Raw genomic sequence first — 12,620 nt, forward strand, 5'->3', positions numbered from 1 at the left:
AAGGTTCTGACGTTGCTGTCGGGGCGCGAAAGAAGCGGGCCTGTCAGACACATCCGCCGAGCAACCCAATGGCCATCGTCACCTCGAGCACCAGCCAGATTTCTCCCGCTCTCGAGCGAGTGTATCACCAGAGCTCCCTGCTCGGTGAGTGGAAGGGCAATTGGGCTGGCAACAACCAGCCCGTCAGCTTCAAGGTCGTGAACATCCGCGGGGCCCGGGCGCAAGTCGAGTACACCCATAACGGGCGCACCGAGCGCGGCTTTGGCGAGGTCGCCGGTTCGCTTCTCACCTTCGGCACGGTCACGGTCGGCACCAAGGACGGCAAGAGTCTGGTGCTGTTGTCATCTGCAGGCGCGGGCAAGCAGACCGCGACTCTCGAGAAGCAGGCGCCGCCGGCCTCCGACAGCCGCCTGATGGGAAGCTGGGGCGGCTATTCCAGTGACAATGGCAAGAGCGCGAGCTTCAGGGTGCTCGCTGTCAACGGCAACGAAGCGCAGGTCAGCGTCACCACAGATGGCGTCACCCGTCAGGGCACCGGCACCGTCTACAAAAACGTCATCATGTTCGGCCAGGCGCAGATTGCGACCGACGACGGGCAGAATGGCAAGATCATCTACCAGGTCCGCAACAAGTCCTTCGTGGTGCCCGTGACCAAATATCCGCCGTCGGATACGTCGTCCTCGGTGGACAGGACGGCGTAGCAGATCACGGCTGCTGCTCGCTGGACCGCGTCAGCGCCTTCAATTGCCGGTCGATCTGACGCAAGACGTCTCAGGCGGTCGCCAAAGCGCCATTGCGGATCAGTCGCCAGATCTCCGTCGCCTGCTCGTCCAGATGCGGAATTGTCAGCGGTAACCGCGCTGCTTCCATAGCGCACCCTTCTCGTTGATGAGATAACGCTCGTTCAGTGCGAACACGATCTGCGCAACGCAGGCCAGCGACCGGTAGACGCATCCGGCGATAATGGGTCTGCTCGTTACGTGCGGCCGCAAGCTCCGCATTCTCGATGCCGAAGAGGATTTCCCACTGGAAGCGCCGGATCAGAGCATTCCGCAACGGTTGCGGGTAGGGCAGCGCGATCGATTTCAACCGGTTGATCAGGTCTTGCGGATCGCGCAGTGGTTGGCAATAGGCGATCTCGCCCATCCAGATCGCCGAGCAGAAGCCGTGTGGATGGCCGGGCTGGTAGTCCATGGTGATGATGCCGGCCCGACAGGATTCCATGACGACACAGCGTCGGCGTTGCGATAGAGCAGATCGACCCTTTGTCCGCCAACGGACAGCCAGGCACCTCCGATGATCCACGGCCCCCATTCAGCGCCATCGCAAATTCATGGAGAGCGGCTTCGTCGTCCTCCCGTCATGACGGACTCGCGTCGCCTTGTCCGATCGCCAGCTTACGTCGCGGCGCGAGCGAGGGAGGGTGTCGGCGCCGGGCGTGGCTGCAGCATCGGCATGGCATATGCCGCGGCCACGCGCCGGAATCGGAAGATCAGATCCGCGCCTCCAGAATCAGATTGAAGGGCGTTTCAGCGGCGCGGCGGAAGCGCGTCAGTCCGCCCTCTCGCGCGACCTTGCGCAGCCTTGCCTCGCCCGCTTGCGCGCCCAGTGCGAGGCCCACCTCCTGGTCGAGCGAGGCCGGCGTGCAGATCATGGTCGACGCCGCATAATAGACCCGCCCGACCGGGTTGAGATTGTCCTCGAGGCGGTCGCCTGCGAACGGCTCGACCAGCATGCAGGTGCCGTCCTTTGCCATGGTCTCGCGCACGTGGCCGATGGCGCCGACGGGATCGCCCATGTCATGCAGGCAATCGAAGAAGCAGACGAGATCATAGCCCTCGGCCGGATAGGTCTTGGCGGAATGAACAGCGAAGCTGACCCGGTCGCCCAATCCGGCTTCGGTGGCCGCCTTTCGCGCGGCCTCGATCGAACCCTCGTGATAGTCGAAGCCGTAGAAGCGGGAGTTCGGGAAGGCTTCCGCCATCAGCCGTGTCGAGACGCCGTGCCCGCAGCCGACATCGGCGACCTTGGCGCCGCGCTTCAGCTTGTCCACGACGCCGTCGAGCGCGGGCAACCATTCCTGCACCAGATGATGCATGTACCCGGTCCGGAAGAAGCGGGCGGTGCCGCAGAACAGGCACTCGCTGCGCCGGTTCCAGCCGACGCCCTTGCCGGATTTGAATGCGTCCGAGATCTTCGGCTCGTCGAGAAACGCCGAGGCAATGACATTGCCGAACGCGCCGAGGAACACCGGACTGTCCTCATCGGCAAGCGCCATCGCCTGCTCCGGTAGCATCGAGAATTTTGCCGAAGCGGAATCGTATTCGATGTAGCCGGACGCCGCCTGACTCGCGAGCCATTCGCGGACGTAGCGCTCCGCCGTCCCGGTGGCGCTTGCGAGCTCGGACGAGTTCATCGGTCCCTTGGCGGCAAGGGTACGGTAGAGACCGAGCTTGTCCCCGAGCAGGACCAGCGATGCATTCATCGCCGCCCCGAATTCGGTGACCATCTTGCCCATAAAGGCATTCAACTTGTCGGAATTGACCTCCATGACAGCCTCCGTGCTGACGCGCCCCCTTAGGTGGGTCAATCCGGCATGGGGGAAGTTCAAATTGGCAGAAAAACGTGATCCCGGAACTCAGGGGGAGAATGGTGTCGCTATGCTGGCATTCATGATGTCTGGTGGGTATAATTCGCAAGCTTTCGACGGTTATTTGAATGTTCAGGCTTACACCCTCTTGCGGTCTCGCGGTTTTTCTTGCCCTGCTCTGCCTCGGCGAAGCGCCGGCTCATGCGCAAGCCGCACCCCTGCAATATTGGATCCCCGGCGGACCTTTTGGATTCGGCGGTGTTGCCGGCCAGAGCGCCGATAGCTACGGCATTTTCCCGAGCTTCAATGGCGGCGACGCAAGCGGCCGCAGCAATTCGAACGGCTTCTTTGTCGGCAGCCAGCATGGCAATCTCAATTGGAGCGGCCTCAGCCCGGCCGGACTGAGCGGCAATTTCAGCGCGCTCTCCTACGACAGCACGCAGTTCGGCTACAACACCAAGACCGCGGGCGGCATGCCCGTCACGTTCTTTGCCGGGTTCGACACCCTGAAATACGGCGGCGGCATTGGCAGCTCGCTTGCGCCGCTCACCTCCAGCGCCTCGCCCGGCTACGGCGCATTTGCGGGTGTCGAGTTCAAGCCGACCTCCAACCTCAGCCTGTCGTTTGGGGCCGGGTTCACCCAGCAGGACTCGGGCCGCATGGACAGCGATCTCAGATCGAACATGCTGCCCGGCGAGTCGCCGGCGTTGAGTGGCCTTCGACGCTAACTAGCGCGTGAACTTCGCAACGAGCTCGACATGCGGCGTGTGGCGGAACTGATCCACCGGCACGACTACGTCGATCTTGTACCCGCCATCGATCAGCAGCCGCGCGTCGCGGGCAAAGGTCGCGACGTTGCAGGAGACCGCGACCACCACAGGCACCTTGCTCGCGGCGAGCTTCAAGGCCTGCGCCTGCGCGCCCTGGCGCGGCGGGTCGAACACGATGGCGTCGAAATCGCGCAGCTCCGGTGCCACCAGGGGACGGCGAAACAGATCGCGCGGCTCGGCCTTGATCGGCTTGAGACCCGGCGTGCGCGCGGCCTTTGCGAGCGCCGTAATGGCGCCGGCGTCGTTGTCATGGGCAGTGACGCGGGCCTTCTCGGCGAGTCGCAACGCGAACGGACCAACGCCGCAGAAGAGATCGAGAACGTTCTTCGCCTTGCCGATGCGCTCGGCGACCAGCGACGCGAGCGTCTCTTCGCCGGCGACGGTCGCCTGCAGGAACGAGCCCGGCGGCAGCGTCACCTCGGCGCGGCCCATCTGCAGGGTCGGTGGCAGGCGTTGCAGCACCAGTTCGCCGTGCCGTGTCAGCCGCGCCAGGCGGTGCTGCTCGGCCACGCGCGACAGCGCCGTCACGAGCGGCGTTGGCAGCGGGCCGGAGCCGCGCACGTCGACATCGAGACCGTTGGCGGTCGCGGTGACCTGGATGTCCAGCGGTTTCGTCACCGGCATTTTGGACGTCAGCAGCTCGGCGAGCGCCCAACCGGCATCGAGTGCACCCTCGAGCCCGGGATCGAGGATCGGGCAGCGATCAATCGGGATGACGTCGTGCGCGCTGGCAGCCGAAAAGCCGACCTTGAGGATGTCATGGGTGCCGAACCGGCCGTGCAGCGTGATGCGCCTGCGCCCCGCGCCGTGAGCGTCGACCAGCGGCGTCACCTCGCAGTCGATGCCGGCCTGGGCCAGGGTCTCGACCACGATGCCGCGCTTCCAGGCGTGATACGGTTCAGTCGCCCAGTGCTGGATCGCGCAGCCGCCGCAGACGCCGAAATGCGGACAGAATGGCGCGACGCGCTCGGGACTGGCGACGTCCACTACCAGCAGCTTGCGGCGGTCGGGATGATTGCCGACGACATGATCGACTTCGACGGTCTCGCCGCCGAGCGTGTAGGGCACATAGATGGCCTCGCCGGCGTCGAGCGAGACGCCGTCGCCGCGATGGCCAACGTGATCGATCGTCACGCGCTCAACCACGGCGCGCGCCCAGGAAGAATTCGATGTTGCCATCGCCGCCGGTGATCGCCGACGGGAACACCTCGATATCGGTGCAGCCGAGCGAGGCAGCAAAGGCGGCGATGTCGTCGCAGATCTCGCTGTGCACGGCGGCGTCGCGGACGATGCCCTTCTTGTTGTGCTTCCGGTCCGCCTCGAATTGCGGCTTGATCAGCGCCAGCAGGCTCATCGGCGCGGCGGCCAGCGACAGCGCGATGGGCAGCACCGTCTTGAGCGAGATGAAGCTGACGTCGATCACGACGACATCGGGCCGCGCCGGCAGGCGCTTGCCGTCATAGGCGCGGATGTCGGTCTCTTCCATCGACACGATCTTGGCGTGACCGCGCAGCGAGGGATGCAACTGGCTGGTGCCGACATCGACGGCAAAGACGAGGCTCGCGCCATTCGCCAGCAGTACCTCGGTGAATCCGCCGGTGGAGGCGCCGACGTCGAGGCAGACATGGTCCTCGATCTCGATCGGGTAGCGCTCCAGCGCGCCGGCGAGCTTGACGCCGCCGCGGGAGACGTAGGGGTGCGCGGGCTCGGCCTGGATCACGGCGTCCTCGGCGATGGTCTCCGACGGCTTTGCGACCTGCTTGTCGTCGGCGGTGACGAGCCCGGCCTCGATCGCCGCGCGCGCCCGCGCCCGGCTCTCGAACAGGCCGCGCTCGACCAGCAGAACATCCGCGCGCTTGCGGGCAGGGGACATCATCTCTCCGAAGACGCCTGAGGCGCTTATGTAGCGATCAATCGCGCGGCCGCCATCCGGACGCAAGCCTCGAACGCGGCCAGATCGTGCCAGACGTCGATCGGCATCTGCGCCGGCGTCACCAGCGGGCAGCCATGCAGCTCCAGCGCGTGGATCATCATGAGATTATCGACGAGGCCAAAATCCTCGACCGTCAGCCCCTGCGCATCGACCAGCCGTCCGTCTTCGGACGTCACGTCCATGAAGCGACTGACACGGTCGGCATAGGCGGCACCGTCATTGGAATAGGCGAGGCAGAACTTGCGGCGGCCGGCCATGTAGCCGAGCTCGTAGACGGTGCCGGGATCGGCGCCGGCGCCGCGGAACGGCGTGAGGTTGGCGATGATCGCATCGGCCGCGTCCATCATCGCCTCGTTGCCGCAAAAGATCTGCCGCGAGGCGTCGGGCGCGGCGCGGTCGATTTCGTTGTCGAGGGGATAGAGGCCGGTGACGCCGTGCGCGGCACAGACCGCGACTTTGTGCCGGCCGATCTCGACCGCATCTGGCAGGAACACGTCGGGGCCTGCCAGATAGATTTTCATCACAGCTGCTTCGCGGAAGGTCGAAGCTCGCTATCAGGCGAGCTTGACCGTCTCGGCCTTGACGTCCTTGCCGAGCGCCTCGAACACCTTGGCGACGATGCCCTTGGCGTCGAGACCGGCACGATCGTACATCGCCGCCGGGGTGTCGTGGTCCTGGAACACGTCGGGCAGCACCATGGTGCGGAACCGCACCAGGCCGCTGTCGAGCGCGCCCTGATCGGTCAGATATTGCGCGACATGCGAGCCGAAACCGCCGACCGAGCCTTCCTCGATCGTGATCAGGATCTCGTGGTCGCGCGCGAGCTTGAGCACGAGCTCGGTGTCCAGCGGTTTCATGAAGCGCGCATCAGCGATCGTGGTCGAAAGGCCGTGGGCTGCAAGCTCGTCGGCGGCCTTCTCGCATTCGGCGAGGCGCGTGCCGAAGGAGAGCAGGGCGATCTTGCTGCCCTGGCGGACGATGCGGCCCTTGCCGATCTCGAGCGGAATGCCGACTTCGGGCATCTCGATGCCTCGGCCTTCGCCGCGCGGATAGCGCAGCGAGCTCGGACGATCATTGATCGCGACCTGGGTTGCAACCATGTGCACCAGCTCGGCTTCATCGGACGCGGCCATGATCACCATGTTCGGCAGACAACCGAGATAGGCGTTGTCGAACGAACCGGCATGGGTGGCGCCGTCGGCGCCGACGAGGCCGGCGCGGTCGATGGCGAAGCGCACGGGCAGGCTCTGGATCGCGACGTCATGCACGATCTGGTCGTAGCCGCGCTGCAGGAAGGTCGAGTAGATCGCGCAGAACGGCTTGTAGCCTTCGGTGGCGAGACCGGCGGCGAACGTCACTGCGTGCTGCTCGGCGATGCCGACGTCGAAGGTGCGGTCCGGGAACGCCTTGTTGAAGATGTCGACGCCGGTGCCGGAAGGCATGGCCGCGGTGATGGCGACGATCTTGTCGTCCTTCTCCGCTTCCTTGACGAGGCTCTGGCCGAATACGTTCTGATAGGCCGGCGCGTTCGGCTTGGACTTGGCCTGGGTGCCGGTCGCGACGTCGAACTTGACGACCGCGTGGTACTTGTCGGCGGAGGCTTCCGCCGGGCCATAGCCCTTGCCCTTCTGCGTCACGACGTGGAGCAGGATCGGGCCGGTCTCCATGTCGCGCACGTTCTTCAGCACCGGCAGGAGATGGTCGAGGTTGTGGCCGTCGATCGGGCCCACGTAATAGAAGCCGAGCTCCTCGAACAGCGTGCCGCCATCCATCATGAAGCCGCGGGAATATTCCTCGACGCGGTTGGCTCGGTTGGCGAGGATCTTGGGCAGGCGCTGGTTGATCTGCTTGGCCACATCGCGCAGCGTGCGATAGGTCTTGCCCGAGTAGAGCCGCGACAGATAGGCGCTCATCGCGCCGACCGGCGGCGCGATCGACATGTCGTTGTCGTTGAGGATGACGATCAGGCGCGAGTTCATCGCCCCCGCATTGTTCATGGCCTCATAGGCCATGCCCGCCGACATCGCGCCGTCACCGATGACGGCGATAACGTTGTTCTTGCCGCCGGAGAGGTCGCGCGCGACCGCCATGCCGAGGCCGGCGGAGATCGAGGTCGAGGAATGCGCGGCGCCGAACGGATCGTAATCGCTCTCGCTGCGCTTGGTGAAGCCGGACAGGCCGCCGCCGGTGCGCAGCGTGCGGATGCGATCGCGCCGGCCGGTGAGGATCTTGTGCGGATAGGCCTGGTGGCCGACGTCCCAGATCAGCCGGTCGCGCGGGGTGTCGAAGACGTAATGGATTGCAGTGGTGAGCTCGACCACACCAAGGCCTGCGCCGAAGTGACCGCCGGTCACCGAGACGGCATCGATGGTCTCCTGACGCAGCTCGTCGGCGACCTGGCGAACCTGCTCGACCTTGAGTTTGCGCAGGTCGTCCGGCGTCCGGATGGTGTCGAGAAGCGGCGTTTTACTATATGCGTTCACGGCGATTTCCAATTTGTCAGCGCCGGAAGATCGTTCCGGCGCGCGATGGGTTTGCTCAATATCGGCGCAGCGCGAGTCCTTAAACCGTCGGAGCCACCTGCATGGGGCAAAGCCCCGTCTTCAAGCTTAGGTGAGCTTAAGTGCTCTCCGGTTCAGTCTCTGTGATCCCTGTCACTTAGATCGGCTTCGTCCATCCCAGCCAATTCATCAGCAGTTTGAAGCGCTTGCCGTCGGTAATCAGTGCCCACGCAAGGCTTACAAAAAGCCACACTCCGCGCAGCTTTACACCAAAGCTTGGGCCAAAGCCAACCCGCTGGGCCCGATTACGGGCATGCACCTGCAACCCGCGGGCCAGAGTGGTTAATCCTGGCGCCATCGAAAGGGTTCCAAAGCTAGCCCGGTTCCTCGGCAAGGTTTTTCGCGTGGGGAAGCTATTTTTAGGCCGGATTCAGGAGGACGAGGGGCGCTCTGAGGGAGGTTCCATAATCTCCGGAGCGCCGGTTCCCTGGAATCAAGCAGCAGCAACGCCGACGGCGGCGTGCGATCATGAAAAATTGCCGGTGCGCGCTGCGTGAGATAGGCGGCTTTGAAGGCGGCCCTTACTGGACGTCGAGCGGCGCGGTGCCGGTCGCCTGGCCGCTGGCATCGGTGGTGATCTTGTCGACGCGCGCCTCGGCCTGGCGCAGCAACTCCTCGCAGCGGCGCTTCAGGGCCTCGCCGCGCTCGTAGATCGTCACGGATTCCTCGAGCGGCACCTTGCCGTCCTCGAGCCGTTTCACGATCGTTTCGAGCTCCTCGATGGCGCGTTCGAAGGTCAGCCTGGAGATGTCGATTTGGGTATTTTCGGCCATATAAGTTTCCGATTGCCCGATTCGCTTCACGTCGGAGAAAGCAAAGTTTTGCGGGCGCAATGTGGCGGGTGTGTCAGGCGCCCATCAGGGCGCCGACATGCGCCGTAACAGATTCTTTCAGTCCTTGCAGGTCGTAGCCGCCCTCGAGCACAGAAACAACGCGCCCTCCGGCGGTCTTGTCAGCGAGGTCCATCAACTTACGCGTCACCCAGGCATAATCCTCCGCGCGCAAATTCAGCGACGCCAGCGGATCGCGATAATGCGCGTCGAAGCCGGCAGAGATGACGAGCAGCTCCGGGCTGAATTTTTCGAGCTGCGGCAGGATCAGATTCTCGAACGCGATGCGGAATTCCGGCCCGCCGTCCTCGGAGGCGAGCGGTGCGTTGACGATGGTGTCGTGGTCGCCGCGCTCGCTCTTGGCACCGGTGCCCGGAAACAGCGGCATCTGGTGCGTCGAGCAGTACATCACGGTCGGGTCCGACCAGAAAATATCCTGCGTGCCGTTGCCGTGATGCACGTCGAAATCGACGATGGCCGCGCGCTTGATGCCGTATTTACGCTGCGCGTGGCGCGCGGCGATGGCGACGTTGTCGAAGAAGCAGAAACCCATCGGCTTGCCGATCTCGGCGTGGTGGCCGGGCGGGCGCACCGCGACGAAGGCGTTGCGATGCTCGCCCGCCATCACCGCTTCGGTCGCCGCGACCGCGCCGCCGACGCCGCGCATCACCGCTTCCCACGTGCCAGGCGACATCGAGGTGTCGCCATCGATATAGACCTGTCCGCTGGTCGGCGCGATGTGGCGCAGCTCCGTGACGTAGTGCTCGTTGTGGCAGAGCGTGACGAGGTCGAGATCGCCCTCCGGCGCCTGGTCGCGCACCAGGAACTGGAAGCGCTCATGCGACAGCGCTTCCTCCACCGCGCGCAGGCGGTCCGGCCTTTCAGGGTGTCCCGGCGGCGTGACGTGGTCGAGGCAGGCCTTGTGGGAGAGGAGAAGCGTACTCATCAGTCGGCCTCATGGGATGCGGGCTCTCGACGTCGCTTGGCGCATCCGGCGCCAAAACGCAAATGCAAAACCCAATCTATGCGTTCCCCCGGGAATGGCAAAGGGTGTCCCGGAGCGGCCTGTTTGATCCGGATCAATTCACGCGCAGGATGCGGCTCAGCGGCAGCGGTCCGATCGGTCCGTGCGCCCGGAAGAACGCGAACAGCGCGTCAGCGTCGTAGCCGCCATATTGCGGCCCCGTGCCTTGTTTGGCGACCGTAAACCCGTCGCCCCCGACTGCGAGGTAATCGTTGAGGGTGACGCGGTAGCCGCTTCCGGCTTCGATCAGCCTGCCATTGAGCGTCATCTTCTCGTTGATCACGCGCTCGCCGTATGGCTTCGCCGCATCCCAGGCGTAACTGAACCCGTTCGAGACCTGGAGAATCCGCGGCCGCTTCGGATCGAGCCATTGCTGCTCCAGCATGTCCTTGAGCTGGCTGCCCGTGAGCGTCATGGTGACGAGCCGGTTGCGGAACGGCTGGCTGGCGAAAACGTCGCCGAAGGTGATCGCGCCGTTCTCCTTTGGCACGATGTCGGTGCGGATGCCGCCGGGATTGGTGAGCGCGATGACGGCGCTGCCGTCCTTGGCGTCCCTGGTCGCGGCGAGCTGCGCGTCCGCAATGACGTCACCGAGCGGGCTTTCGCCGGCCTCGTTCGGCACGCGTGACAGCGTCTGCGTCACCGATCCAGCCGGGCGATTGGCGATCGGCGCCGAAAGCCTGTCGTAAGCGTCGATCAATGCGGTCTGCTCGGGATCCCTAGGCAGCGAGGCATTGGCGACGAGGACGTTCTCGGCCCTAGCGCTGACGATGTCGCGCGTTGCCGGATCGAGCTTGAGGTCGATCGCGGTGACCAGAGTACCGTATTTGTCGCCGCTGGTGACGAGCCGCCCGTCAATATCGCAGACATAAGCACGATGGGTGTGGCCGCTGACGACGAGGTCGACGGCGCGATCGATTTTTTTCACGATGTCGACGATCGGCCCCGTGATAGCAGGGCATTCATTGTAGTCGCCGGCCGGCTCGCCGCCCTGGTGGATCAGCACTACGATCGCCTCGACCCCACCCGCTTTCAGCTGCGGCACCAGCGCGTTCACCGTTTCGGCTTCGTCGCGGAATTCGAGGCCGGTGATGCCCGATGGCGAGACGATGCCCGCGGTGTCCTTCAAGGTCAGCCCGATGAAGGCGATGGGGATGCCTTCGAATTCCCTGATCTCGTAAGGCGGCAGCACGCTCTTGCCCGTCGCCGTCTCGATGGTGGACGCCGCTAGATAGCGGAATCTGGCGCCCGTAAAGGAATGCGGCCCCTGACAGCCGTCGACGGGATGACAGCCCCCGTTCTGCATCCGCAGGAGCTCGGTCTTGCCTTCGTCGAATTCGTGATTGCCGACCGAGCTGATCGCGAGCCCCATCATCGAGAGCGACTCGATCGAAGGTTCGTCGTGGAACATCGCCGACAGGAACGGGCTCGCGCCGATCAGGTCGCCGGCGGCGACGAAGATCGTGTTCTTGTGGCCCTCGCGCAGCTGCTTCACCAGCGTCGCCATGTATTCGGCACCGCCGGCCGCCACCATCACCTTCCTGGCCTTGTCCTCGGGATCGCTGATCCGGATGCCGCCCGGCGGCGGGCGCAGATTGCCGTGGAAATCGTTGATCGCCAGGATGCGCAGCTCGACGGGTGCGGCGGTTTGGGCGGACGCGGGCAGGGCGGCGAGCGCGAGCGAGAAGACGGTCAGCCGGAGAACATGTTGCATGAAACCAGACTAGTCGTTCCGCACGAAGATTTCACGAAGCTTTCTTCCTTCTCCCCTTCTCGAGAAGGTGTCGCGAAGCGCCGGATGAGGGGGTGTCTCCGCAAATTCAAATGTGAGTTCGACTCGCGGATAGAACCCGTCACCCGTCTCGCCGCTTTGCGGCGAGCCAGGCTCTCCCGCCATGGGAGAGGGAAGACAGCCTACCGCTTCTTCCTGTTCATAAACGCGTTGAACGCGGCGGTGGCTTCTTCCGACTTCAGCCGCTCGCCGAACAGATGGGCCTCCTGATCGATGCGGCGGGTGAGCTCCTCGGATGCGACGCGGAGCAGTTTGCGCGAGATCGCGACCGCTTCGGCGGGAAGCCGGCAGATATCGCGCGCCACCTTGCGTGCCTCGACCTCGGTATGACCCGGCGAGACCACGGTGTTGACGAAGCCGGCGGCATGCGCTTCCGCGGCCGTAAAAGTCCGTCCCATCACCAGCATGGCGAAGGCGCGCTGGTAGCCCATCGTGTTCGGCATCAAGAGGCTGGACGCGCCGACTGGCACGAGCCCGAGATGGATGTAGGGCGCGGAGAAGGTCGCCGCGTTCGAGGCCAGCACATAGTCGCAATGGAACAGCATCACGGTGCCCATGCCGATCGACGCGCCGTCCACGGCCGCGATCACCGGCTTGGCGTTGTGAGCTAGCGAATAGAGAAACTTGGCGCCGTCGGACAGCGTCTCGGGGCGCGACGTGTCGGCGTGCATGAAATCGTCGATGTCGTCGCCGGCGGTGAACACGCCGGAGCCCCCGGTGATGATCATGCAGCGGATGTCGGGATTGTTCTGCGCGGTGTCGATCGCGCGGCTCATCTCCCGATACATGTCCTGCGTGATCGCGTTCTTCTTGCTCGGGCGGCGCAGGGTGATCACGCGCGTTCCGCGCTCTTCGCTGACGACGATATTGCCATTCGGCATGAGGGGCCCCTGCGGTCGCCGCGATACTGACATTGCTAGACTCGCGAAACGTCAGCCTACATCATCTTGCAGGCGTGCCAATGCGCTAGCGCGACCTTTTGGAGACCGAATTCGCCCGAGACGGGCGCATCACGCTCGCCGCCGTGTTCCGCGTTGCAATGATCAACCGCCATTTTCGA

General features: G+C 64.5%; 12 protein-coding genes. 2 read left to right on the forward strand and 10 right to left on the reverse strand.

All coding sequences use genetic code 11. The annotated features are described in order from the left end of the window. Nucleotides 1-68: 68 nt before the first annotated feature. The gene (locus tag AC0L3B_RS28815) at nt 69-701 is read left to right on the forward strand and encodes a hypothetical protein (RefSeq protein WP_018456252.1); all 633 of its coding nucleotides are present in this window, start codon (nt 69-71) and stop codon (nt 699-701) included. A 70-nt stretch (nt 702-771) separates the two neighbouring features. Here AC0L3B_RS28815 and AC0L3B_RS28820 read toward each other — a convergent pair whose 3' ends face one another. Both AC0L3B_RS28820 and AC0L3B_RS28825 read right to left on the reverse strand, forming a co-directional pair. Next, nucleotides 772-1,194, reverse strand: coding sequence for a hypothetical protein (locus AC0L3B_RS28820; RefSeq protein ID WP_247298696.1), 423 nt, complete (start codon nt 1,192-1,194; stop codon nt 772-774). 298 nt (nt 1,195-1,492) lie between these two features. Next, nucleotides 1,493-2,551: a class I SAM-dependent methyltransferase gene (locus AC0L3B_RS28825; RefSeq protein WP_018456255.1), complete on the reverse strand. Its 1,059-nt coding sequence runs from the start codon at nt 2,549-2,551 to the stop codon at nt 1,493-1,495. 167 nt (nt 2,552-2,718) lie between these two features. Here AC0L3B_RS28825 and AC0L3B_RS28830 point away from each other — a divergent pair, with 167 nt between their 5' ends. Then, nucleotides 2,719-3,318, forward strand: a complete 600-nt coding sequence (locus AC0L3B_RS28830; RefSeq protein WP_018456256.1) for a hypothetical protein — start codon at nt 2,719-2,721, stop codon at nt 3,316-3,318. Here the strand turns inward: AC0L3B_RS28830 and AC0L3B_RS28835 are convergent, their stop codons facing one another. The 8 genes from AC0L3B_RS28835 to AC0L3B_RS28870 form a co-directional block, all read right to left on the reverse strand. Further along, nucleotides 3,319-4,566: a class I SAM-dependent RNA methyltransferase gene (locus AC0L3B_RS28835; protein WP_247298698.1), complete on the reverse strand. Its 1,248-nt coding sequence runs from the start codon at nt 4,564-4,566 to the stop codon at nt 3,319-3,321. It lies immediately after the preceding gene. Beyond that, a complete protein-coding gene (locus AC0L3B_RS28840; protein WP_247298701.1) occupies nt 4,559-5,293 on the reverse strand; it encodes a TlyA family RNA methyltransferase in 735 nt (244 codons plus the stop codon). Before AC0L3B_RS28840 ends, AC0L3B_RS28835 begins: the two co-directional genes overlap by 8 nt. A 26-nt stretch (nt 5,294-5,319) precedes the next feature. Continuing rightward, nucleotides 5,320-5,874: a nucleoside 2-deoxyribosyltransferase gene (locus tag AC0L3B_RS28845; protein WP_247298704.1), complete on the reverse strand. Its 555-nt coding sequence runs from the start codon at nt 5,872-5,874 to the stop codon at nt 5,320-5,322. A 33-nt stretch (nt 5,875-5,907) separates the two neighbouring features. Next, on the reverse strand, nt 5,908-7,836 hold the full coding sequence (gene dxs / locus AC0L3B_RS28850) for a 1-deoxy-D-xylulose-5-phosphate synthase (protein WP_473381475.1): 1,929 nt from the start codon (nt 7,834-7,836) through the stop codon (nt 5,908-5,910). 599 nt (nt 7,837-8,435) lie between these two features. Then, nucleotides 8,436-8,687, reverse strand: a complete 252-nt coding sequence (locus AC0L3B_RS28855; RefSeq protein WP_007594646.1) for an exodeoxyribonuclease VII small subunit — start codon at nt 8,685-8,687, stop codon at nt 8,436-8,438. A 73-nt stretch (nt 8,688-8,760) separates the two neighbouring features. Beyond that, a complete protein-coding gene (locus tag AC0L3B_RS28860) occupies nt 8,761-9,690 on the reverse strand; it encodes a histone deacetylase family protein (RefSeq protein WP_018456262.1) in 930 nt (309 codons plus the stop codon). Between the two features lie 133 nt (nt 9,691-9,823). Beyond that, nucleotides 9,824-11,482, reverse strand: a complete 1,659-nt coding sequence (locus tag AC0L3B_RS28865) for a bifunctional metallophosphatase/5'-nucleotidase (protein WP_018456263.1) — start codon at nt 11,480-11,482, stop codon at nt 9,824-9,826. 200 nt (nt 11,483-11,682) lie between these two features. Then, on the reverse strand, nt 11,683-12,441 hold the full coding sequence (locus AC0L3B_RS28870) for an enoyl-CoA hydratase-related protein (protein ID WP_204513897.1): 759 nt from the start codon (nt 12,439-12,441) through the stop codon (nt 11,683-11,685). Nucleotides 12,442-12,620: the final 179 nt, after the last annotated feature.

It is taken from the genome of Bradyrhizobium sp. Kon56 (genome assembly GCF_055807635.1).